Source organism: Lactobacillus sp. ESL1191, assembly GCF_058504435.1.
In genome coordinates this window covers 663067-685706 of record NZ_CP196365.1, presented here as the reverse complement: position 1 = coordinate 685706, position 22640 = coordinate 663067, and the positions used below count along the sequence as shown (strand labels likewise).

The 22640-nt window shown below is 43.6% G+C and carries 23 protein-coding genes, 1 pseudogene and 1 riboswitch; of the genes and pseudogenes, 2 read left to right on the top strand and 22 right to left on the bottom strand.

What is annotated here, in order from left to right:
• Positions 1-7: 7 nt before the first annotated feature.
• The 6 genes from topA to ACSYSN_RS03620 all read right to left on the bottom strand — a co-directional run bounded on the left by topA (position 8) and on the right by ACSYSN_RS03620 (position 5814).
• Positions 8-2113, bottom strand: a complete 2106-nt coding sequence (gene topA, locus ACSYSN_RS03645) for a type I DNA topoisomerase (protein WP_491712796.1) — start codon at positions 2111-2113, stop codon at positions 8-10.
• 64 nt (positions 2114-2177) lie between these two features.
• Complete coding sequence (gene dprA, locus ACSYSN_RS03640) at positions 2178-3029, bottom strand: DNA-processing protein DprA (protein WP_317638174.1); 852 nt, start codon at positions 3027-3029, stop codon at positions 2178-2180.
• A gap of 50 nt (positions 3030-3079) precedes the next feature.
• Entirely contained in the window at positions 3080-3838 is a 759-nt protein-coding gene (gene rnhB, locus ACSYSN_RS03635) for a ribonuclease HII (RefSeq protein ID WP_491712795.1), read from the bottom strand.
• The gene (ylqF, locus tag ACSYSN_RS03630) at positions 3835-4674 is read right to left on the bottom strand and encodes a ribosome biogenesis GTPase YlqF (protein ID WP_491712794.1); all 840 of its coding nucleotides are present in this window, start codon (positions 4672-4674) and stop codon (positions 3835-3837) included. Before ylqF ends, rnhB begins: the two co-directional genes overlap by 4 nt.
• A gap of 44 nt (positions 4675-4718) precedes the next feature.
• Positions 4719-4949 (bottom strand): YozE family protein, encoded by a 231-nt coding sequence (locus ACSYSN_RS03625; protein ID WP_317638170.1) that lies wholly within the window; start codon positions 4947-4949, stop codon positions 4719-4721.
• 4 nt (positions 4950-4953) lie between these two features.
• Positions 4954-5814 (bottom strand): DegV family protein, encoded by an 861-nt coding sequence (locus tag ACSYSN_RS03620; protein WP_491712793.1) that lies wholly within the window; start codon positions 5812-5814, stop codon positions 4954-4956.
• A gap of 123 nt (positions 5815-5937) precedes the next feature.
• Between ACSYSN_RS03620 and trhA the strand changes: the two genes are divergently transcribed.
• Positions 5938-6603, top strand: a complete 666-nt coding sequence (gene trhA / locus ACSYSN_RS03615; protein WP_317638168.1) for a PAQR family membrane homeostasis protein TrhA — start codon at positions 5938-5940, stop codon at positions 6601-6603.
• On the opposite strand, the gene ACSYSN_RS03610 is transcribed toward trhA, so the two are convergent.
• Positions 6600-7796, bottom strand: coding sequence for a CCA tRNA nucleotidyltransferase (locus tag ACSYSN_RS03610; RefSeq protein WP_491712792.1), 1197 nt, complete (start codon positions 7794-7796; stop codon positions 6600-6602). The genes trhA and ACSYSN_RS03610 overlap by 4 nt on opposite strands.
• Before the next feature lie 71 nt (positions 7797-7867).
• Here ACSYSN_RS03610 and ACSYSN_RS03605 point away from each other — a divergent pair.
• Positions 7868-8794, top strand: a pseudogene (locus ACSYSN_RS03605) (YitT family protein).
• On the opposite strand, the gene ACSYSN_RS03600 reads toward ACSYSN_RS03605, so the two are convergent.
• The 15 genes from ACSYSN_RS03600 to pfkA all read right to left on the bottom strand — a co-directional run bounded on the left by ACSYSN_RS03600 (position 8777) and on the right by pfkA (position 22565).
• Positions 8777-10027, bottom strand: coding sequence for a tetratricopeptide repeat protein (locus ACSYSN_RS03600; protein WP_491712791.1), 1251 nt, complete (start codon positions 10025-10027; stop codon positions 8777-8779). The pseudogene ACSYSN_RS03605 and the gene ACSYSN_RS03600 sit on opposite strands and share 18 nt — an antisense overlap.
• A gap of 111 nt (positions 10028-10138) precedes the next feature.
• Entirely contained in the window at positions 10139-10414 is a 276-nt protein-coding gene (locus ACSYSN_RS03595; protein WP_317638163.1) for an HU family DNA-binding protein, read from the bottom strand.
• Between the two features lie 186 nt (positions 10415-10600).
• The gene (gene der / locus ACSYSN_RS03590) at positions 10601-11911 is read right to left on the bottom strand and encodes a ribosome biogenesis GTPase Der (protein ID WP_491712790.1); all 1311 of its coding nucleotides are present in this window, start codon (positions 11909-11911) and stop codon (positions 10601-10603) included.
• Positions 11912-11971: 60 nt separating this feature from the next.
• Positions 11972-13177 carry a 30S ribosomal protein S1 gene (gene rpsA, locus ACSYSN_RS03585; RefSeq protein ID WP_491712789.1) on the bottom strand — a complete coding sequence of 402 codons (1206 nt, stop codon included), beginning with the start codon at positions 13175-13177 and terminating at the stop codon, positions 11972-11974.
• 60 nt (positions 13178-13237) lie between these two features.
• Positions 13238-13924 (bottom strand): (d)CMP kinase, encoded by a 687-nt coding sequence (cmk, locus tag ACSYSN_RS03580; RefSeq protein WP_491712895.1) that lies wholly within the window; start codon positions 13922-13924, stop codon positions 13238-13240.
• Positions 13925-13968: 44 nt separating this feature from the next.
• Positions 13969-14439: a LysM peptidoglycan-binding domain-containing protein gene (locus ACSYSN_RS03575; RefSeq protein ID WP_491712788.1), complete on the bottom strand. Its 471-nt coding sequence runs from the start codon at positions 14437-14439 to the stop codon at positions 13969-13971.
• 95 nt (positions 14440-14534) lie between these two features.
• Positions 14535-15218, bottom strand: a complete 684-nt coding sequence (locus tag ACSYSN_RS03570) for an ECF transporter S component (RefSeq protein ID WP_491712787.1) — start codon at positions 15216-15218, stop codon at positions 14535-14537.
• 85 nt (positions 15219-15303) lie between these two features.
• Positions 15304-15420: riboswitch (FMN riboswitch) on the bottom strand.
• Positions 15421-15448: 28 nt separating this feature from the next.
• Positions 15449-16168: a pseudouridine synthase gene (locus ACSYSN_RS03565; protein ID WP_491712786.1), complete on the bottom strand. Its 720-nt coding sequence runs from the start codon at positions 16166-16168 to the stop codon at positions 15449-15451.
• Complete coding sequence (scpB, locus tag ACSYSN_RS03560; RefSeq protein ID WP_491712894.1) at positions 16168-16776, bottom strand: SMC-Scp complex subunit ScpB; 609 nt, start codon at positions 16774-16776, stop codon at positions 16168-16170. Before scpB ends, ACSYSN_RS03565 begins: the two co-directional genes overlap by 1 nt.
• On the bottom strand, positions 16766-17503 hold the full coding sequence (locus ACSYSN_RS03555; RefSeq protein ID WP_491712785.1) for a segregation and condensation protein A: 738 nt from the start codon (positions 17501-17503) through the stop codon (positions 16766-16768). The genes scpB and ACSYSN_RS03555 overlap by 11 nt, the downstream gene beginning before the upstream one ends.
• A complete protein-coding gene (locus ACSYSN_RS03550) occupies positions 17496-17858 on the bottom strand; it encodes a reductase (RefSeq protein ID WP_491712784.1) in 363 nt (120 codons plus the stop codon). Before ACSYSN_RS03550 ends, ACSYSN_RS03555 begins: the two co-directional genes overlap by 8 nt.
• A gap of 8 nt (positions 17859-17866) precedes the next feature.
• A complete protein-coding gene (gene xerD, locus ACSYSN_RS03545) occupies positions 17867-18766 on the bottom strand; it encodes a site-specific tyrosine recombinase XerD (RefSeq protein WP_491712783.1) in 900 nt (299 codons plus the stop codon).
• A complete protein-coding gene (locus tag ACSYSN_RS03540) occupies positions 18759-19646 on the bottom strand; it encodes a CvfB family protein (protein WP_491712782.1) in 888 nt (295 codons plus the stop codon). Before ACSYSN_RS03540 ends, xerD begins: the two co-directional genes overlap by 8 nt.
• A gap of 161 nt (positions 19647-19807) precedes the next feature.
• The gene (gene pyk / locus ACSYSN_RS03535; protein ID WP_491712781.1) at positions 19808-21577 is read right to left on the bottom strand and encodes a pyruvate kinase; all 1770 of its coding nucleotides are present in this window, start codon (positions 21575-21577) and stop codon (positions 19808-19810) included.
• Between the two features lie 28 nt (positions 21578-21605).
• Positions 21606-22565, bottom strand: coding sequence for a 6-phosphofructokinase (pfkA, locus tag ACSYSN_RS03530; protein ID WP_491712780.1), 960 nt, complete (start codon positions 22563-22565; stop codon positions 21606-21608).
• Positions 22566-22640: the final 75 nt, after the last annotated feature.

Here is a 22640-nt window from a genome sequence, read left to right as displayed (position 1 = left end):
TTTAACTTTATTTTGCGACTACTTCTTCACGCGGTTCTTCCTTATAGTCACCGTTAGGACAAAGGATAACTGGACCCTGCTTGCTCTTCTTTTCAACAAGGTAATGACCATCGTTAGGACAAGTCCGATTGACTGGTTTATCCCAGGAAACAAAGTCACATTCTGGATATCTTGAACAACCATAAAACTTCCGATTGCGCTTGGACTTCTTTTCAACTACATCACCCTTGCCACATTTTGGACAAGTAACCCCGATCTTCTTGACAATTGCCTTGGTATTGCGACAATCGGGAAAGCGTGAACAGGCATAGAACTTACCGTAGCGCCCCATCTTGATTACCATTGGCGCACCGCAAATATCGCAGTTAAACCCTGCAGGCTCATCCTTAATCTGCACCTTCTGGATTTCGGAATCAGCCTTGTCTAATTCCTTTTTGAAGGGATGGTAGTAGTCATCAATGACTTTTACCCAGTTCTTTTTGCCTTCTTCAACTCGGTCCAAATCACTTTCAAGTTGGGCGGTAAAGTCAATATTAACGATATCCGGGAAAAACTGCTCAATTAGGTCATCAACAATTTCACCTAATTCTGTGGGAACAATTGCCTTGCCTTCCAACTTGACGTAATAGCGGCGCTGAATCGTATCAATCGTTGGTGCATAGGTTGAAGGGCGACCTACACCATTTTCTTCTAGGGCATGAACCAGGCTAGCCTCAGTATAGCGGGCTGGTGGCAAGGTAAAGTGCTGCTTGTTGTCAGACTTCGCCAGTTTAACTTGATCACCGGCCTTGAGTTCAGGTAATTCAACGTTTTTTTCCTGTTGATTGTCATATACCTTAGTAAATCCCGCGAACTTCATCGTTGAGCCAGTCGTTCTGAATAGCACACCGTTCTGTTCAATATCAGCTCTCACTGTATCGTAAACCGCTGGAGTCATTTCACTAGCTACAAAACGAGACCAGATTAACTTATAGAGGCGATACTGTTCTGGCGTCAAAGTTGCCTTCAACGATTCCGGCGTCCGGTAAACACTGGTTGGCCTGATTGCTTCGTGGGCATCTTGGGCAGCGCCTTGGTTTTTGAAGTGTCTTGCCCCCTTGGCGGCATATTCTTTGCCATACTTTTCATTTAAAAATTTAGCCGCCTCTGCTTGGGCAATTGGCGAGGTTCTCTTCGAATCTGTTCTCATATAAGTAATCAGACCCACAGTCCCCTGCTTGCCCAGACTGATCCCCTCATACAACTGCTGAGCAATGCTCATTGTCCTTCTAGTCCGATAATTAAGCCGCTTGTTAGCTTCCTGCTGCATCGTCGACGTGGTAAACGGTGCGGCCGGTTGCCGGCGGCGCTCACGCTTGACTACATTGGCGATCTCGAAGGGCTGATTTTTATCAATTTTAGCTAAAACAGCCTGGACAGCTTCATTATTGGGTAATTCCTGCTTTTTGCCGTCACTTCCCCAAAATTGCGCCTTAAAAGTCTTGGCTTTTTGCTTGAATTGAGCATCAATCGTCCAATACTCCTGCGGCTTGAAGCGCTTAATTTCCTTTTCACGGTCAATCACTAACTTGAGTGCAACTGATTGAACTCGTCCTGCACTCAAACCTTTTTTGACTTTATTCCACAAAATAGGTGACAGCGAATAACCAACTATTCTATCCAGTATCCGTCGGGCCTGCTGGGCGTTGACGGTATCCATATCAATAGCGCGCGGATGCGCAAAACTATTTTTAACAGCATCTTTGGTAACTTCATTAAAGGTTACCCGGTTCTTGGCGGTGTCATCTAAATTCAACGCATGAGCCACATGCCAAGCAATTGCTTCACCTTCCCGATCCGGGTCAGATGCAAGATAAACGTCTTTAGCCTTTTTGGCTTCAGACTTTAATTCCTTGATTGTCTCCCCCTTACCGCGAATTGAAATGTACTTTGGCTTATAGTTATTATCAAAGTCAATCCCCATCTGCGACTTAGGTAGGTCACGGATATGACCCTTTGACGCGATTACCCGGTAGTTACGTCCCAGGTATTTTTCAATAGTCTTGGCCTTAGCCGGTGACTCCACGATTACTAAAGTTTTTTTACGTTTTTTTGGCTTTGACCTAGTAGGCATCAAAAGCCTCCTCATTAAATTCTATTTTTTTAAAACACTAGAATGAGGATAAAATATTTACGGGCTAATTGTCAAATCTTTCAAGTCGAAGTTGAAAATTAGTAACCGGACTGGCCCCGGCTTCGATCAGCTGATTGGGACCAACTGATAAGGCACTCGTGATTGGGCCTGGAACCGCATAAACATCCCGATTCTCCTGTAGTGCAAGGTTAGCCGTAATCAGTGACCCGGACTTTTCTTTGGCCTCAGTTACGATTACTCCCTCAGCCAGGCCCGCCAAAATCCGGTTGCGCTCAGGAAAGCGGAAAGGACGCGGCGGAGTATCAGGTAAGTATTCGCTGAGCAGTAGCCCTTGCTGCGCAATTTGCTCCTGAACATGATAATTTACCATTGGATATGAGCAATTAAGGCCATTACCGACAACGGCAATCGTCTTCCCCCCGTTATGCAAGGTTACCTGGTGAGCCATGCCATCAACGCCCTTAGCCAGGCCACTAGCGATGACATAGTCCGCCCGCAATAAGTTGGGCACCAACCTGTCCAAAACCAGTTGACTATAAACAGTCGGCTGCCGAGCACCAACAATCGTTATTGTCTTTTTTTGCAGTAGGTCAAGCTCACCCCGAGCAAACAGGATTAGTGGCGGCTGGTAAATTTGTCGCAATTTTTCTGGATATTCGGGGTCAAAAAAACTGACCACCTTGCACTGCTGCTTAATGTGACTAATTACCTTGTCCGCCTGATCATCATAGTATGCGGCCAGGCAAGCTTGCTTTAGGGAAGCGGAAACTGCCATCTCCTGAATTAGCAGTTCATCGACCTGGTCGCCCTCAAGACAACTTGCAACTTGAAGCATTTTAGCATAACCAATGCCCTTTTGTAATTTTATCCGTAACAAAAAATCAATTATTTTCATCAAAAAAGCCTCCTGTTTACATTTACGTAAAAAGGAGGGGGATTTTTTAATTAATCATGATAAAAGTCACTTACCGGCGCAAAAGTTTTGCGATGGATGGGGGTCGGACCGTACTCATGAATTGCTGCAAGGTGGTCCTTAGTACCATACCCAACATTCTTATCAAAATGATATTCGGGATAGAGTTTGGCATAGTCTGCCATTAATTGGTCCCGAAAGACTTTGGCAATAATTGAGGCTGCTGCAATCGAGTTAGACTTGGCATCCCCCTTAATTAAACTTACTTGCGGCAAATCAAGTGGAACAGTCATTGCATCTACTAACAAGGCATCAGGTTGTTGATCAAGGGCAGCCACTGCCTCAACCATGGCCAAACAGTCCGCCTCATAGATGTTAATCCGATCAATCACCTCGGCACTCTTAACGCCGACAGCAACACTAACGGCCTCTTCCAAGATGCGGGGATATAGTTCCAAGCGCTTTGCGCCAGTCAACTTTTTGGAGTCGTTAACCTCAACTAGGTCAAAATGGTCATCAAGCACGACTGCAGCTGTAACCACTGGACCTGCAAGTGGGCCACGACCGACTTCATCGACCCCAGCTACTGTTTGTCCCTTAGCCCAAAATTCTTTCTCATAGGCAAAGCGCTCTCTGAATTCTGCCTTTTGCACGGCTAGTTTGCTCTGACGTTTGCGGTAGCTGGCCAGTAATTTCTGGACACCACTACGCGAGTCGTCTGCCAAGGCGGCTAATTCTGCCTTACTAACCTTGCCAGCAGCCAATAACTGCTTAATCTCATTAATTGTCATATGCGATCCAACGTAATCCTTCCTACCTTGCCCTTGCGTAAGCGTTGCAATAAATAAAGCGAAAAGCGGTCATAGTCATCCCGCATCCCGTATTCTGTTGTCAACGCCAGTAACAAGTCCGGATTATTAATCTTTCCTATTTCCTCTTTAGTTGCGCGTGCAAACTTGACCAAGTCGCCCAGATAGTACTTACGTAAATACTCCAGTAAAAGGAGGGCCACATCATCACCGCTAAAAATACTGTCCTTGATAGCACCAAAAGCGGCTAGCTTGTAGCCCACAGCTTGATCCTCAAACTTAGGCCACAAAATGCCTGGAGTATCTAAAATCTGAATATTTGCTTGTGCCTTTAACCAGGTCTGCCCCTTAGTTATCCCCGGCTTATTGCCCACAGCAGCTACATTGCGGCCGACTAGGCGGTTGATAATGGTAGATTTACCGCAATTGGGTATCCCCGCTAAAGCAATCCGGACCACCGGGTCGGAAGCACCTTTGGCCTCTAATTTCTTAACCTTTTCAGCCGCGGCCTTTTTGACCATGCTAACTAAAATTTGCATGTTATTAGCATGAAGGGCATCCATTGCCATCACTAACTTACCCTTGCCCGCCAACTGTTTTTGCCATCTTTTGGTCATTACGGGATCAGCCAAATCAGCCTTATTTAAGATAATTAGATGGGGTTTGTCTCCGACTAAGTCCCCAATCATTGGATTACGGGAGGACGCCGGGATGCGTGCATCTAAAACTTCTACGAAAACATCAATTAATCCCATCTTATCTTCCAGCTGGTTCCGAGCCTTGTTCATATGACCTGGATACCATTGTATTCTAGCCATTTTTTAGCCTTCTTTATAACTATGATTCAACTAAAAATCGAATCCTAATAGGACATCTTTTCACGGTAGCTCTGATAAGCCTCGTCAAAGATGCTCATACTTGATAAGTAACCCGCATTTAATTCAAGGTAATCCGATAACTTTTCATAGCTCTGTTCCTGCTTGGGAAAAGTTTGATCGTTTTGGGCGTTATTGGCAAACTGGGCGATCTCATCACTTGAATTGGCATTTCGCTGCGTCATTAGGTAGCGGTAAAAACTTTCTCGATAGGCCACTTACTTACTCCCTATAATATAAAATTGCATATGCCCCCATACCAGCGTGTGTCGCAATAATCGGACTAGTCTCTCTTACTAGTACATCAATTTGGGGGTTAATTGCTTTAATCTTACTAGCTAGGTCACGTAAATTCTCTGGCTCTTCACCTAGCGAGACATAAGAAATACCAACTTCCTTGATCTGGTCTGAATTGGCTCTAATGTCATCTAAAACGCGCTCATCAAAGGCAAGGGTAAATTTTTTACCCCGCCCCTTTTTAGCTACCTTTAGTTGACCGTCTGGCATTTGAAGTTCAATCCGAATATTGAGCAAGTTGGCGATTTTACCTGAGAGTTGCCCCAAACGCCCACCTTTGATGACGTTTTCGAGGTTGACAATCATCATGTGGAGTTGTTGCGACTTTTTAATTTTTTCAATGTGAGTCAAAATTTCGCCAACTGACTTGTCAGCTGCTGCATCGCGAGCCGCCGCCAAAACTTGAAAACCCTCGGCCCGATCAGTTAACTCCGAATCGATAATATGGACCATTTCAGCTTTACCAGATATGGTTGCTGCCTGCCTTGCCGCATCAACCGTACCACTCAGCGCCTTAGCTAAGAAAATACCGATTACCTCACTACCATCCTTAGTTAACTCATTGATGGTTTCAACAAAGCGACCAATTGGTGGCTGGCTGGTCTTAGGCAACTCCGCCGCTTCATTCATCTGCTGCACAAATTCTGCTCTGGTAATGTCAACGCCATCGACATAAGTTGCTCCATCAATCGTAATCGATAGTGGCACCACCGTAATATGATATTTTTCTATTTCTTCTGGCGTTAACTGCGCTGAAGAATCGGTCAAAACTTTTATTTCTGACAAAGTACTCGCCCTCAATTCTGAATTGCTGCTCACCTATTTTATGATAGAATGTGAACTGGATTAATTATAAATTATTATAGCAAAAAAACTAGTGAAAAAAGAAAGGGATTGAATTCTTTCACCATGAATTTGAAAAAAATTTGGCTTGAGCCCCAAAAACGACCAAAAAATTACTACCTTTTAGACAATATTTTTAGCGCCGTGGTCCACGGCATCGGTTCCCTTTTAGCGCTCATTGGCCTGATTTTACTGATTATCAAGGCCGTATCAACCCACAGTGCCTTACGCATTACTACTTTTACTATCTATGGTACCTGTTTACTATTGTTATACCTGTTTTCGACGCTTTTTCATAGCCTGATTTTTACTAAAGCACGCAATGTTTTTCAGATTTTCGACCACTCTTCAATTTTTCTGTTGATTGCCGGTACATACACGCCCTATTCCCTAGTAACACTCGGTGGTAAATCGGGCTGGATACTACTAACTTCAATCTGGCTCTTAGCACTTTTTGGTATTCTTTACTATATCTTTAATCGTGGTAAACACGTTATTCTAGATACTGTCCTTTACGTGGGAATGGGTTGGTTAGTAATGCTGGTCGGTAAGGCATTATACGCCCGCTTAAACACTACCGGCTTTTGGTTACTGGTAGGCGGTGGAGTAGCCTACACGGTCGGGGCACTCTTTTATACCATGAAACGGATTCCTTACATCCACGTTATTTGGCACCTCTTCGTTATTTTAGGCTCGGGGTTAATGTATTTTTCAATTCTCCTTTATGTCTAACCTTGCTCCAGATAAGTACTGATTGCTTCTTGCGTGTTTTCAAGCTCACCGGCGAGTATTTTTTGCTTCAACGTAGTTAACAACTGGCCTAATTGCGGGCCGGGAGCTACGCCTGCTGCAATTAAAAATTGACCGTCTACCGCTAATTCAGCTGAAGACTTGATTGGCAAGGCCAGATACCGATCAACTAGCGCTTCTGCATTAACTGGCTGCCCCAGAATGTGAGCAACATCAATGGTTTTCAGCAGTGTCTCCTTACCCGCCTCAAATAAGTCATAATTTGAGGGCGAGCGTTCCGAAATAAGATCAAATAAGGCAACAATCTTTTCTACTTTAGCGGTCATGGCATTTGAATTTTTCCAATCATGCATGAAGTGTGCAATTTCCTTATTTTGCAGCTTGAGCAAAATAATAATTACTGCCCACAAACTAGATTCCTCAGCAGGATTAAACTCTAGACTGGGATAAACGGACAGTAGCTCACCCTTACCAGTAAAGTTAGGAACCCCTTCACTTAGTTGCGTATCTAAAAACACTTGAAAGGCTCCCCTAGAATTGGCACCCAGGCCCATTTTGACAAATTCATCGCGAATCCGTTCAACCGAAATTTTCGGTAGCAGTTGGTGCATATCCTTAATCGCTGCCTGTGTTTTATCTTCAAGAGTAAACTTTAGCTGGCTCATCAAGCGAACCGCCCGCATCATCCGGAGTGCATCTTCATGAAAGCGCTGCATTGGATCGCCGACCGCCTTAATTAAATGCCGTTCAAGGTCACCAAGGCCATCAAACAAATCGACAATCAGGCCCTCCGTATTCATCGCTAATGCATTAATGGTAAAGTCACGCCGCTTGAGATCCTCACTTAAGTTACGCACAAAAGTTACCTGGTCCGGACGACGAAAGTCTTGGTAGCCCGTTTCCGTTCTAAAGGTGGTAATCTCATAACTACCGTGATCGTACAACACGGTTACTGTCCCATGCTTGATGCCCGTATCAATGGTTTTGCTAAAGAGTTGCTTGACCTCTTCAGGATAGGCACTTGTAGCAATATCAATATCATGAATGTCGCGCTGCAGTAACAAGTCGCGGATTGAACCACCCACAAAGTAGGCCTCAAATCCGGCTTGTTCTAACTTCTTTAAAACAGGAATTGCCGTTACAAAAAGCGCTGGTAGTTTATCTATTTTCATCATTAGTTATCAACTCATTTTTTATTTTTATCGTTTACTTAAGTTTATCTCCTGCCAAAGAAAGAAAATTACTTATGCCAAAAATTACCAAGAGAAACATGCTAGAGCTTTTGATGATTATGCTAGGCTGCGCTATTTACGGCTTCAGCCTCGATCTAATTTCAGCCCCCAACAAATTAACTGATGGTGGAATCAGTGGAATTACCCTGCTACTAAAGCATTTCTGGAGGTCAATATGGGACTGTCCTCCCTATTGTTAAATATCCCGTTAATTGTGCTAGGCTACCGCTTTATGGGTAAACGACTCTTAGCCTACACCATTTGGGGTACACTCTGGCTGTCATTTTTCTTATGGTTCTGGCGCTCATTCCCTATTATAGCTCAATTAAATCTAGAACACGACCTCTTCTTGTCTGCCTGTCTAGCTGGGACCCTTTCTGGCATCGGACTGGGCCTGGTTTTTCGTTATAACGGTACTTCGGGCGGAACCGATATCATTGCCCGCATCATCCAAATGAAGTACGGCTTTCCTTCTGGCAAGGCTCTACTAATTCTAGATACATTAGTCTTGCTGTTCTCTCTCAGTTATTTGGACATCAAACATATTATGTACACCTTAGTGGCCGCCTTTATTCTTTCTCGGGTAATGGATGCGGTTCAAGAAAGAGCTGCTTCAGCCAAAGGACTTTTAATTATTTCAGATCGTTATGAACAAATCGCTAAGATGATTGACCTGGAACGCGGCTTCACCTACCTCCAAGCTCAGGGTGGATATCGCCAGACTGACCGCCCCATGATCTACCCAGACTGACCGCCCCATGATCTACCTGGTGGTTGCTCCACGAGAAGTTCCTCTTGTCAAAGAATTGATTACTGCAGAAGATCCGCAAGCCTTCGTCACGGTAATTGCTGTGCATGAGGTCTTGGGCGAAGGTTTCACTTATCAGCAAAAGCACCACCACTTTTTTGTTTACCTTGTTGTTTTAGAGATTGTTAGCTAGATCCTGCATTTCTGTATCTGTTGGTGCTAATTTCAAATATTGCGCTAATAGTTGCCGCACAACATCAGTAGAATTGGCTTCATTAATAAAGAAGCGAATCATTTTCTTTAGAAAATCAGCATTTTGCTGAAATTCCGGGTAAGCCAGTAAAAATTCGCTCTTAGCCTGTTTACGTTGGCCTAAAGCTTGATATGACAAGGCCAAATTCCAATGCACCGGCGGTTCAAGCTCATCATCGCCCAGTTTGCTAAATAGGGCAATATTCTCCTGATTTTTATTTTCTCGCACATATAAATTTGACAATTGTAGCCGTAATTCATGATTATCTGGCATGAATTTTAAACCTTTTTTAAGCAAGTCTTCGGCGGTAACAAAATTCCCCAACCGCACTGCTGCACGAGCGCCTTTTTCATATAAGACGGGATCAAGCTCGTTATAAGCAAGTCCTGCCTGAGCCGAACGTAGTATTTGCGCTTGATCACCTTGCTGTTCATAAGCAGCAACTAACAGACGATAAGCATTGGCGTAATCGGGACTCTGATCAATCACCTCATTAAGGTACTTGATTGCCTGGTCACTCTTTTTAACGGCTAACATGACTAGGGCAGCCTGATACTTGACGTCAATATCTAGCAAGTTGCCACTATTTTGGTCAATTATTTGACTTGCTTCTTCATAACGCCCCAGCTTGGCCAGCGTCTGAAAAAGACGGTCACTCAACTTAACCTCACCAAACATCTCTTGGCGCGTCAATAAGTCTTGGTAGCGGTCAAGGGCCCGCTCGTAATGGCCAGTAAGGTAGTCTAGTTCAGCTAGCCCAAACTTAACTACATCCTCATCCGGAGCAATTTTGACCGCTTCCCGCAACTTACTATAGGCAGTTTCAAGCAAGCCATTAGTTTGATAATAGTCCGCCTGCACTAAGAGGGCGTCAAGGTAAGCCGCAGAGTCTTCAGGAATATCATACAATAAGGACAAAGCATCGTCTTCCTTGCCGTCATTTAAGAGAATTTCAGCCAGGTAGATTTTAAACAGGTCTTCTTGAGGAAACCGAGCAATTAGACTGCGATAAACCTCCTTGGCCAAATTGGTAAAGCCAAGACCAGTAAGGTTTTCCGCTAATGATGCCAAAATCTCTGGCTCGTCATTGTCCAATGCCTGCTGCAATAAAATATTTTCTTGCGAAAAATCCTGTTGCTCGATTGAGTCGAGCAACAGTTCTGAATAACTCATAATTTACCTCCGCTGCTTTCCTGAACTTTAGGTGAAGCCTTTTTTAAAAAATCATACCAAACAAAAAAGATGATGGCGAGTATGCCACCATCTTCTCAGTTCAACTGTTAACTATTTAACAGCCTCTTTCAGCGCCTTACCAGGTCTAAAAGCTGGCACAACACTAGCTGGGATTTCAATTTCATCACCAGTTTGTGGGTTGCGTCCTTTACGGGCTGCACGTTGACGTACTTCAAAAGTACCGAAACCAATCAATTGAACTTTTTTACCACTAGAAAGATTCTCTTGGATTGAACTAAAAATTGCATCAACAGCTGTTGCCGCATCTTTTTTAGTCAAGTTAGTTTTTGATGCAACTTCAGTAACTAATTCTGCTTTATTTGCCATCTGGAATTCACCTCCCCTGATTAAATCTCCAAGTGGAGATTCGTAACTTATCCCTCAAAAGAGGAACAAGGAATAAATGATCATGACTAACCATTATTTCCCTTGTTTTCAAAATAGCACAAAACCCTTACTACAACAAGCATTTTCTTCAAAAAATGTGCTTTTTATCTACTTGCAAGATACAAACTATTTTCTCTTGCGCGCAATGATCTTAATTGGGGTTCCCGTAAAATCAAAATTATCGCGCAACTGATTAATCAGGAAACGTTGGTAAGAAAAATGCATTAATTCAGCATCGTTAACAAAAACTACGAAAGTAGGTGGCTTAGTTGAAACTTGGGTCATATAGTAAACCCGGAGCCGCTTACCCTTGATCATCGGCGTAGGTACCAGCTTACTGGCTTCAAGTAGCAAATCATTCAGCACACTCGACTTAATTCGCTGGGTCTGATTATGGTGAACCATCTTAACCAATTCAGGTAGTTGGGCGATTCTCTGCCCGGTCTTAGCTGAAACAAAGACAATTGGCGCATAATCTAGATACTGCAATTCCTCACGAATGGTCTGCTCAAATTCTTTACCACTGCTACTGGTTTTCTGGGGCAGATCCCACTTATTAACTACAATAATAATTCCGCGCCCCGCTTCATGGGCATAGCCGGCTACGTGCTTGTCTTGTTCCCGGATACCGGTACTTGCATCAAGCACCAAGCAAACCACATCTGAGCGTTCAATAGCTCGTATAGCCCGCATTACAGCATACTTTTCGGTCTTTTCATAAACTTTGCCCCGCCGTCTGATACCAGCTGTATCAACAATTTGAAACTTAGTCCCACTGTCATCAACAAAGGGCGTATCAACAGCATCACGGGTCGTGCCCTCTTCATTGTTGACAATTACGCGCTGCTCACCCACCAGTCGGTTAACGATTGATGACTTGCCAACATTGGGCCGTCCAATGACGCAGAATGAAATTCGTTCCTCGTCTTGTTTGGCTAAATCTCTTGGCAATTCACTGACAATTCGGTCAAGTAAGTCGCCAATGCCGGTGCCATGAACACTGGAGATGGGAATTGGTTCTCCTAAGCCTAAACTATAGAAATCATAGATTTCTGCTCGTTGCTCGGGGTTGTCGGCCTTATTGACCGCCAAAATGACCGGCTTTTTAGTTCGATAGAGCAACTGCGCAATCCGTTCATCGAGATCAGTTAAATGGTTGGCTACACTTGTTAAAATGACGATTACATCCGCTTCCTCGATTGCAATTTCTGCTTGAGCACGGATTTCCTCCTCGATATGACCATTTTCCCAGGTAATCCCACCTGTATCAATTAGATCAAACTTGTGCCCCAACCACTCTGCCTGCGCATAATTACGGTCGCGGGTAACACCCGGTTTGTCTTCAACAATGGCCAGGCGCTCATTGATAATCCGGTTGAAAAGCGTTGATTTACCTACATTGGGTTGTCCTACAATAGCAACTACGGGTAAAACCATATTTTCAGCCTCCTTAAAATAAAAAAAGCCGACTTGACCAAGTCAGCTCTTTTATTACAACTATTGACGATCTTTTAATTGGTCACCGATAATGTCGCCCAATGCAAAGCCACCATCATCATTATTCATATACTTGTTGTTAGCTGCATTGTGGTTATATGAACCGTTTGAATGAGATCCTTCGTGGTCTGAACCCTTAGAATCAGCAGCCTTCATTGAAAGGGAGATTCTACGCTCATTTGGATCGATGTTCAAAACCTTGACTTTAACTGTCTGACCTACTTCTAAAACATCGCTGGGCTTATCTACGTGCTTGTATGATATCTCTGAAACGTGGACTAAGCCTTGAATACCATCAGCAACTTCAACGAAGGCTCCAAAGTTAGTCAATGACTTAACTTCACCTTCAAAGATGTCGCCTTCGTGCAATTCTGCTGTTGCTTGTTCGAATGGAGAAGGTTCAGTTTGCTTAATTGAAAGGGAGATGCGATGTCTATCATCATCAATACCGATTACCTTAACTTTAACGTCTTGACCAGTCTTTAAGACATCGCTAGGCTTGTCAACATGCTTGTATGAAATTTCGGAAATGTGAACCAAACCGTCCACACCACCAACATCAACAAATGCACCGAAGTTAGTTAAACGAGAAATTGTACCTTCGACAACATCACCAACAACTAATTGTGATGCTACTTTATCAAAGGCTTCTTCACGCTCTTTTTCAATTAAGTCCTTATGAGAAAGAATTAACCGATTCTTACTTGGATCAATCTCGGTAATCTTAAGTTTCATGGTTTGACCAATGTATGGCTTAAGATCTGAGACGTAACGGTTGGAAATAAGTGAAGCTGGCAAGAATCCTCTTGTCCCAACATCAACTAACAAACCACCACGTACTGATGAAGTAACAGTACCTTCGATAGTATTGCCTGCTTCAAAGTCTTTTTGTAATTTGTCGTAAGCTTCTCTTTCCTTCAGACGGGTAACGGAGAAGAAGAATTCACCATTCTCCTTATCGCCACCAGCTTTTCTTAAGACTAAAGCCTTAAACTTGTCTTCTGGCTTAACTGCACTACGAAGGTCAAGGTTGCGATCTGATGTAAATTCGCGACGTGGAATAACACCTTCGATACCAGCATTGGTTACACCAACATCGATTTGACCTTCTTCAACGTCTAGGACTTCAACATCTACAATATCGCCGACCTCAACTCCTTGCATTTGCTTTAGTGCATCTAAAAATTGATTACTGTTTTCTGACATTATTTACCTCCCAATATCATAACCTAATTTTAAATGAAAGTTAGATATTTTTCTACTGTTTTATCCCCTTTTTTGTAGTTTTTTTTGACTTTTTTCGATTTGGCGCAAAATTTTGTTAACTACTTCGGCAATTGTCATGGAAGTTGTGTCAATTTCGACCGCATCTACTGCCTTTTTTAGAGGTGAAATTGCCCGGTGCGAATCCTTATAATCACGAGCGGCAATATCCGCTTCAATTTCAGCTACGGTTTTAGTCGTCTTAATGCCTTGCTCTTCTAAGTCCAACATCCGTCTCTGGGCACGCGAACGAGCCGAAGCCACCAAAAATATTTTCACTTGCGCATCCGGTAATACCGTTGTGCCAATATCCCGACCATCCATTACTACATCTACTTTTCCGGCCATCTGCCTTTGCAAACTTACCATCTTTTGACGCACACCACTAAGAGCGGCAACTTGTGAGACCTTGGCAGAAATTTCGGGTTTACGAATTTCATGAGAAATATCCCTTGTACCAACCAAGACATGCTGTTGACCGGCAATATTTCTAAGCTCGATCCCCGTCTGTTCTACTAGGGCTAAAATTCCCGCTTCATCTCCATAATCGAGTCCGTGGCTACGCGCCAGAAACGTACAGGCCCGGTACATTGCGCCAGTATCAATATAAGTAAAACCTAATTTTTGCGCAATTAATTTTGCGACCGTACTTTTTCCAGCTGAGGCTGGACCATCAATTGCTACCTGCATTCCAATCAAAAAGGGACGTCAAAGTCCCTCCCCTTTCTATACAATTATCTTACTTTAAGTGTTTGCCCGGCTCTAATCTGTCTATCTGGACCAAGCTGGTTGAGTTGGGCTAAGTCGTCGACAGTGACGTTGAATCTACTTGCAATACTAGTTAAAGAATCACCACTTTTAACCAAATATTCCTTAGGTTCAGACGTGGCCTGTTTATCTTTTGCTTTATTGGACTTTTTAGCCTTTAACTCAGGCTGTACTTTATGCTTGGGTTGGTTGTGGGTCTTCGTGCGCTGCGTCTTCTTAGGCTGGCTACTTTGACGACTAGAGCGAAATTCACCTGCCTGATTGTTTACCCGTCCGCTTGAAGCTAACTGGTGCACCACAAACACTAACGCGACCAGGACAACTGTAATCAGTGTCAGCAGGATAAACCAAGTCCTCGACACCGTTCGATGAATCACTGTTCTAGGCTCAACGGGACGTTGGTAATGTTTATAAGGACCTGTTCGTTTTTGCTTCATCTAAAAACCTCCTTCACTCGACTTGCTTAATTTTAGCATATTTACCTTTTAAATTGGATAAAAAAATCGGTCAAATTACTGACCGATTCTTAAGCTTAGTTTTTTAACTTAAAATACTTACGAACAAAGGGCTTAAGATTGCGTAAGACAGTCTCAAAGAGCAGGTAAACAACTATCCCGTTAATTGCCCCCTTGAGCAGGTTGAATGGCACAATGATACCGAATATGTAGGCACTCATTGAAGGGATATGAAGGAGTTGCCCCAAATACACCTTTTCGGTAAAGGAGAGTAAGCCAGCATAACCGTTGATCGCTGGTAGATTGGCTACCGTTGTCACCGCATAGATTGGTGTCAAAATAAAGGCGTTGAAAGTTGCAAGAACTGCTGTCATGGCAATGATTCCTAGTAAAACACCCAAAATTGGTCTTAAATGACGTTTAACTGCACTCTTTTCGTCAGCATCGATCCCCTTGGTACTATAATAAAACGGTAGCGCAAAGGATAAGGATGCCAGAAGTGCAGCTAATTGACCCACAATACTCGGCAAAGCAAAACCCTTGTAAATTAGGTGAATCAGCATCCTAATGAGCGCAATAAAGATGCCAGGTCCAGTCCCAAATAAAAATGTCCCAATGGTGACTAATACATCTGAAAAGTCAAACTTTAAAAAACTAGCCACGGGCAGCGGAAAAGCAATTTCCATCAGGATAAAAGAAATCGTTCCAATCAACGCATAAGCAATAATATTAGCCAAATTACTGGCATTTTTTTTCTTCAAAACTTACCTCCTAAAGTTAATAGGTCTGTTGCTTCCAGCAACAGACCTATTACAAAGTAAGCTTTAATAAGCTTATCTTAGTTTAGCCTGTCTTCTTTCATCTAGACTCTAACTATCGGTATCTCAAAATAGATTCCACCACTTGCGTGGGTCGTGGACTTACACCACCGGTCGGGATTTGCACCCTGCCATGAAGACAACAAACTTAAATATTTAATTATAAACCCATACTAGTCCACATGCTTTAATCTGTCAACCTCAGCATGAGATAGTTCTCGGTACTTGCCAGAAACAAGCGAATCAAGGGTTAAAAAAGAATACTTTTCACGGGCTAATTTTTCAACCGGGTGCTTTACTGCCTTAAACATCTTTTTCACCTGGTGATAGTGCCCTTCATGAATCGTCAACTGCACGATCTGACTTTTTTTCTTGTGGTCGGTGCGCAAAACTTTGACCTTCGCAGGTGCAGTTTTGCGGTGATCAAGCTCAATCCCACGCATCAAGCGATTTATTTCTTCTGGTGTTAATTGTCCACTGATCTTCGCCACATATACCTTGGCCACCTTATTGCGCGGATGCATTAACAAGTTCGCCAGTTCACCATCATTAGTCATTAGTAAGAGGCCTGAGGTATCGTAGTCGAGGCGGCCAATTGGATACAAGCGGTAAGGTAAATCCTCAAAGTAGTCAACTACCGTTTTCCGGCCCTTGTCATCACTAGCAGTTGATACCACCCCCCGCGGCTTGTAAAAGATATAGGTATGGTGACTTTCTCGCTCAATTGGTTCGCCGTCAACGGTAATGTTGCTGACAGTTTCAACCTTGCTTCCTAACTTGGTAACAGGCTTGCCATCAACCATGACACGCCCTTCTACAATTAACTTTTCTGCCTTTCGCCGCGAAGCCACACCAGCTTCAGCAATTACCTTTTGCAACCTTTGTAAAACCATTACTGTTCTCCCTTTTGCGCTTCTGCCAAATTTTTATCAGCCTGGCCCCTGGCAGCAAATAGGTCAAGCTCACCTTCAGCACTGATATTACCCTCTTCAAAATCCTCAATTAACGGCAAATCTGCTAGACTTTGATAACCAAAATACTGTAAAAAGTAGTCACTGGTTACATATAAATTAGGATGACCAGGGGCATCCTTTTTGCCTTCAGCCTTAACCAGACCACGCCAGACCAGCGTCTGCAGTGCACCGGCTGAATTTACCCCGCGAATGGCATCAATCTCAACACGCGTAATTGGCTGCTTATAGGCAATGATGGCCAGAATTTCCAAAGCTGACTGACTTAAAGTCTTAGTCATATCTTTTTGGAAAAAACTACCCACCACTTCGCCCACTTCCGGACGAGTTGTCAACTTATAACTGTGGTTAATGTGCTGCAGCTGCAAGCCGGAGTCCTGATTTTGCGCTAATTTAGCCGTCAACTGCTTAGCTAATTCCCGCAAGGCTGCATGCTCAACTTGCAGCAATTCACCTAAATCCGCACTGGCAATTCCAGAGTCCCCTGCCACGTACAAGAGTGCCTCTAGTTGCGCCATTTTACTTACCATCACTATCAATTCTTTCTAATTCCAGATCACCAAAAGTACGTGACTGTTCAACTCTAATCTCCTGTTTTTTGCAAAGTTCAAGCAATGCTAAAAACAATCCTATTATATCGGACAGGCTTTTTACCTGGCTAGTACAAGCAAAAAAGCTGACTTTTTGCTGCCGGGCCAGTTGTTCATGCAAAAACTCAATCATCTCAGTAATTGAGGCCTCGCTGATCCCGACTGATACCGCATCAGGTTGCCGAATTTTTAGTCTTTGCAGTACCACTACCAGAGTGCGAGCAAGTTCAGCTGAAGTGATTTGACCGGGCGGAAGTGGATTTACCTGCTTGGTTAGTGGCACACTTTCCTCTTTAGCAGCAGTGATTGGAACCTCGCCATTACGCTTTTTTAAGTAGGTTGACACCTTTTTAAAAACTGAATATTGAATCAGTTGTTGCACCAATTCTTCCCGGGGGTCGACCTCGGGTTCATCCTCATCGACAAAATCATTTTGAGGCAAGAGGGACTGCGACTTAATGCGAAGCAGCATTGACGACATAACAAAATATTCACCTGCGATGGTCAAATTAAGCCGCTGCATCTCGTGCAAGTAGGCCAAATACTGACTGGTGATCTGCGCAATGGGAATGTCATAGATATCGATTTTTTGCGACTTGATTAGGTGCAAGAGCAGGTCAAGTGGTCCCTCGAAATTTGGTAATTCTAAAGTTAAGTTACTAATCATGATTCTTGGTTTTAGGTAAATATTTAGTCAAGTAAACATATTCAGGCACAGCGGTAACCTTTTTCTGGGGATTGCTGCCCGCCAATTCACACACTGCTTTAGCCTCATACTTAGGCTGCCGGTAGTCGGGTGCAAGTGATAGGTAGCGAATGACCACAAAGTGTTCATCATTCTGTGTCCCGATTACTCCAATAAAGTTCGGATTTTCAGCCCGATAGAGATAAAGGCGAAATTCAGGGCTATTTTTATTAAGCTGAATTTCATCCTTTAAGTTATCTAGGTTTTTGAAATCAGGAAGGTAAGATAGCAAACTCATCGCTACTTTCTCCTGATCATTTTTACATTCAATCAGCATTTCATCACCTAAGTTCGCGGATGTGTCTTAGCATATACTTCTAAAATATGCTTTTGCGACAAGTTAGTATAAATTTGCGTAGTACTAATATCGGAGTGTCCCAAAATTTCTTGAACCACCCGCAGATCTGCCCCATTTTCAAGCAAGTGGGTTGCAAAGGTATGGCGCAAAGTATGGGGCGTCACGTTTTTGTTAATGTCAGCCTGGACGCAATAACGTTTGATAATCTGCCAGACCGCTTGCCTAGTTAAGGACCCACCCCGGTTATTAAGAAAAATATGATCATTGTTTTGACCCACTTTCAGTAGTAAAGGGTCACGAACTTGAACTTGGTACTGTTTAATCCAAGAAAGCGCCACATCACTAATCGGGATTAAGCGCTCCTTTGAACCTTTACCGAAAACCTTGACTAGGCGTAAGTCCTCATGCAGATCGTTAAACTCAAGGTTAATTAGTTCGCTCACCCGAATACCAGTTGCATAAAGGGTTTCAAGCAGCGCTCGATCACGTAGCTCCAGCTTCTGCGAAATCTCCGGTTGATCTAGCAGCCTAGTTACTTCTTCCTCGCTCAAAGCCACCGGTAAGCGGTAATCCTTCTTGGGTGAATCAATTTCGAGCATGGGATTTAGCTTCTGCATGTTCTGCCTAACCAGCCACTGATAAAACTTCCGCAAGCTTGAAATCATGCGACTAATCGAACTAGTAGCCTTATTTTGATCACTCAGGCCGGCCAGAAAAGCATCGATATCAACCGCTTTAGTTGGCCAAGTCGTCAACCGCTCTCTTTTCAAAAAAGCCAAAAACGTATTTAAGTCTTGCCGATAAGCCGCGATCGTATTATTGCTCAAGCCACGCTCAAGTTGACTATAACGCAAATAATCTTCAACGGTTTCGACCAAATCATTCATTTTTACCAGCTTCAGGATCATTGACTAATGAGATAGTCCCACCTTCCTTATCCTCGGTAATATACCTTGCTTTGAGTAAGTGTCCCAAAGCGCGCTTAAAGGCCGATTTAGAAATGCCAAAGTAAGATTTGATTTCCGCTACATCAGACTTGTCATAAAAAGGTAGCGACTTGTTGCTTTTCCGCCGCAAACTCATCAAAATCATCTGCGCATCATCGTCAATTTCTTCAAAAGCTCGGGGCAGGCTGCTCAGATTCAACCGGCCATACTGACTGACGCCAATTACGCGACCCTTGAATTGCTCGCCGACCCGTAGTGGAGCAACCATTTGCGAACTATGAACAAAACCTAGATAGTAGTCACTAGTAATGACAAAAGCCCCCACCTCACGGCTGGAATAGACAGTGGCAAACACATCCTGATTTTTTAGATCATTTGGGAAGTGGGCTGACAATTGCTCAAAAATATTTTCATCAGCTAATTTTGCCCATATCCGGTCCTTTTGGTCAGTTTCAAGGTGAACCAAGAGTTGATCGCCCTTGCGTGGCCAGTGACTCTTATCGAAGGGCAGGTCATCAACCGAGACAACAACATCCTTATCAGGCAAACCAATATCAACAAAGACTCCGAGGTCAGACTTGACTTCGGTCACCTTACTCCAGCCATACTGATCCGCCTGCGCAAAAGGCAAAAACTGGGTCATCTCACGGTTATGCTGCTTGTCATCATACAAGAAGCCCTCTACTTGGTCACCCAAGTGCAATTCTTCTTCCTGCGTAATCTCCTTACGCTTTAACTCATAAGTAATGCCATCTACTTGAACATAAAAGGCATCCTGATTTTGATCAATTATTTTACCCGTTGAAATCTGGCCCAGCATATTCCATTCTCCTATTACAAATCGTTTCATCATCAAGTATAACATTTTACCCGAATAAATTGATACAGGTCAATTGATTACATTGGTATATAACAGACTGCAACGCTAAAACTAAAAAAATAGCCAGTAGCTACTGACTATTTTGGTTTTACCAGTAATGATTAGAGGTTGGTAACCTCACCTTGATAAATAGCACCGCGACGGGCATCAACTGTGACTGTCGACCCACCAGCAATCTTTTCAGTAGCATCGGTTACGCCGACTACAACTGGAATACCTAAAGATAGGCCAACAACAGCGGCATGGGAGGTCAAACCTGATGCTTCAACAACTAAACCAGAAGCCTTCTTGATAGCTGACATGTAATCAGGATCAGTCGTCTTAGCAACTAACACATCGCCTTCCTTAGCCTTACTAATTGCTTCTTCAGCGCTGTTGACTACAACTGTCTTACCGACAACTGAGCCATTACCAACGCCCAAGCCTTGAGCTAACTTGCTACCAATAATTTGCAGCTTCATCAGGTTAGTTGTACCTGAGTCACCTACTGGTACACCAGCAACAATAATAACCAAGTCGCCATCTTTCACATAGCCTTGTTCCTTGGCAACTTTAGCAGCCATTTCAAACATATCGTCAGTTGAAGCTGGCTTTTCCGTTAGCAGAGGTTGAACACCCCAAGTGATACCAAGTGAATGTTGAATCTTTTCATCAAAGGTCAAGGCTAAGATATCAGCATTAGGACGGTATTTCGAAATCATTCTGGCGGTATAGCCTGAATTAGTAGCGGTGATAATCGTCTTCACACCTAATTCTTGTGCAGTCCGCACAACTGATTCACCAATTGCTTCAGTTACGTTTGAACCCTTGTACTCTTCGAAGCGTTGCAGGGCCAGCGTGTTGCGTTTAAGCAAATCTTGCTCAGTTCTTTGGTCAATTTCTGCCATAGCTTTAACAGCTTTAACTGGGTAAAGACCATTGGCAGACTCACCAGAAAGCATGGTGGCATCTGTACCATCCAGAACGGCGTTAGCCACGTCAGAAACTTCCGCACGCGTTGGACGTGGGTTTTCCTGCATGGAGTCCAGCATCTGAGTTGCAGTGATAACTGGCTTGCCAAGTGCATTGGCCTTCTTGATTAAGTCCTTCTGAACAAACGGAACATCAATAAATGGAATCTCCACGCCCATGTCACCGCGGGCAACCATTAAACCGTCAGAAACTTGCAAAATTTCGTCGGCGTTGTCAATTCCTTCTTGGGATTCAATTTTAGGGTAAATCTTTACGTAATCACAATTAGCGTCTTCACAAAGCTTACGGATGTCGAGAATATCTTGGGCCTTACGCGCAAATGAAGCAGCGATGAAGTTAATTCCTTGCTCAAGACCAAATTTAATGTCAGCAGCATCCTTGTCGGTAATTCCAGGTAAGCGAATTTCAACTCCCGGAGCATTAATTCCCTTCTTGGAACCAACAACACCAGTATTTTGAGCTTCACAAACCAACTCGCGCTTTGCTTCATCTTTTGACTTAATCAGTAAATCAACTAAGCCATCATCAATTAAAACGTGGCCGCCAACACGAGTATCATCAAACAGACCAGCGTAAGTAACATGGATCATCTCTTTGTTACCCGGCTTAGTATCGTCCATTGAAACACGAATTTCATCACCAGTATTGATAGTAAACTTGCCGCCTTCTTGGTCAGTCGTTCTAATTTCTGCGCCCTTGGTGTCCAAGCAGATACCCAGCACTAAACCAGTTTCCTGTTCAACTTGACGAACCATCTTCATTCTTGACAAGTGTTCTGCATGGTCACCATGTGAAAAGTTAAAGCGGAAAACGTTCGCACCAGCCTTAGCTAAAGCAGTAATGGTTTTAACATCATTTGAAGCTGGCCCTAACGTACTAACAATTTTAGTTTTTTTCATTATGTAAAAATCTCCTCAAATTCGACTATTACTTAGTCATTTCCTCATTTATATCGATTAACGCTTCTTCGCTATCATGAGTTTCCTCAAACAAGTCAAGAATATCATGGGTTTCAAGCTGACCACCTTTCATACCGACAGCTAGACCACCCTTGCCATCAAGGAGTAGCTTAACCGCATAATTGCCCATTTTGGTGGCATTAATCCGGTCAGTCACAGTTGGCGAACCGCCGCGTTGCATATGGCCGATAACACTTGCGCGCGCATCAAAGTCACCGTACTGTAGCAGTTCTGTCTTGAAATCGGCAGCGTCCATGACACCCTCTGCCAATACGATAATACCATGGTCTTTACCATCTGCAAAGCCGCTTTGCAGCGTCTTGGCAATTTCTTTAACATCGTAAGACCGTTCCGGCACCACAATAGCATCTGCACCGCTGGCAAGACCAACCCGCATAGCAATATCGCCGCAGTTGCGTCCCATGACGTTAACGATGAAGACCCGGTGGTGGCTACTTGCCGTATCCCGAATCTTGTCAATTGCCTGCATCGCAGTAGTACATGCAGTATCAAGGCCAATCGTATAATCTGTGCAAGGAATGTCGTTATCAATGGTACCTGGCAAGCCAATTGAGTTGATACCCAAACGGGTTAAAGCCAAGGCACCGTGGTAGGAACCATCGCCACCAATCACAATTACGGTATCAATGTCATGCTTTTTTAACTGCTCAACCCCTTTTTCTTGCACCTCTTTTTGTGCAAATTCAGGGTAACGCGCACTGTAAAGAAAAGTACCGCCCGAACTTATCAGATGGTCAACGTTCTCTGCAGTTAAGGTGACAAAGTCGCCTGCAACTAAGCCCGCATAACCATAACGAATACCAACGACGCCGAGTCCGTTATGAATAGCGGTCTTAGTGACCGCCCGAACGGCTGCATTCATACCCGGGGCATCACCGCCGCTCGTTAAAATACCAATTCGTTTCATGATTCACCTCATCAAGATTTATTGTGTAATTTCTCACATCCCTTAAATTCTACCATTTTTTCTGCAAAAAATCTC

Bases quoted from the DNA above. Each gene is read 5' to 3' on its own strand.
- ACSYSN_RS03540 (WP_491712782.1), bottom strand. From the start codon at position 19,646: ATGCTGGGCCAGATTTCAACGGGTAAAATAATTGATCAAAATCAGGAT.
- pfkA (WP_491712780.1), bottom strand. From the start codon at position 22,565: ATGAAACGAATTGGTATTTTAACGAGCGGCGGTGATGCCCCGGGTATG.
- ylqF (WP_491712794.1), bottom strand. From the start codon at position 4,674: ATGGCTAGAATACAATGGTATCCAGGTCATATGAACAAGGCTCGGAAC.
- scpB (WP_491712894.1), bottom strand. From the start codon at position 16,776: ATGGTAAGTAAAATGGCGCAACTAGAGGCACTCTTGTACGTGGCAGGG.
- ACSYSN_RS03575 (WP_491712788.1), bottom strand. From the start codon at position 14,439: ATGAAGCAAAAACGAACAGGTCCTTATAAACATTACCAACGTCCCGTT.
- ACSYSN_RS03610 (WP_491712792.1), bottom strand. From the start codon at position 7,796: ATGATGAAAATAGATAAACTACCAGCGCTTTTTGTAACGGCAATTCCT.
- ACSYSN_RS03600 (WP_491712791.1), bottom strand. From the start codon at position 10,027: ATGAGTTATTCAGAACTGTTGCTCGACTCAATCGAGCAACAGGATTTT.
- ACSYSN_RS03565 (WP_491712786.1), bottom strand. From the start codon at position 16,168: ATGGTTTTACAAAGGTTGCAAAAGGTAATTGCTGAAGCTGGTGTGGCT.
- trhA (WP_317638168.1), top strand. From the start codon at position 5,938: ATGAATTTGAAAAAAATTTGGCTTGAGCCCCAAAAACGACCAAAAAAT.
- topA (WP_491712796.1), bottom strand. From the start codon at position 2,113: ATGCCTACTAGGTCAAAGCCAAAAAAACGTAAAAAAACTTTAGTAATC.
- ACSYSN_RS03555 (WP_491712785.1), bottom strand. From the start codon at position 17,503: ATGATTAGTAACTTAACTTTAGAATTACCAAATTTCGAGGGACCACTT.
- cmk (WP_491712895.1), bottom strand. From the start codon at position 13,924: ATGCAGGTAGCAATTGATGGTCCAGCCTCAGCTGGAAAAAGTACGGTC.
- rnhB (WP_491712795.1), bottom strand. From the start codon at position 3,838: ATGACAATTAATGAGATTAAGCAGTTATTGGCTGCTGGCAAGGTTAGT.
- dprA (WP_317638174.1), bottom strand. From the start codon at position 3,029: ATGAAAATAATTGATTTTTTGTTACGGATAAAATTACAAAAGGGCATT.
- ACSYSN_RS03550 (WP_491712784.1), bottom strand. From the start codon at position 17,858: ATGCTGATTGAATGTAAAAATGATCAGGAGAAAGTAGCGATGAGTTTG.
- der (WP_491712790.1), bottom strand. From the start codon at position 11,911: ATGGTTTTACCCGTAGTTGCTATTGTAGGACAACCCAATGTAGGTAAA.
- pyk (WP_491712781.1), bottom strand. From the start codon at position 21,577: ATGAAAAAAACTAAAATTGTTAGTACGTTAGGGCCAGCTTCAAATGAT.
- ACSYSN_RS03595 (WP_317638163.1), bottom strand. From the start codon at position 10,414: ATGGCAAATAAAGCAGAATTAGTTACTGAAGTTGCATCAAAAACTAAC.
- xerD (WP_491712783.1), bottom strand. From the start codon at position 18,766: ATGAATGATTTGGTCGAAACCGTTGAAGATTATTTGCGTTATAGTCAA.
- rpsA (WP_491712789.1), bottom strand. From the start codon at position 13,177: ATGTCAGAAAACAGTAATCAATTTTTAGATGCACTAAAGCAAATGCAA.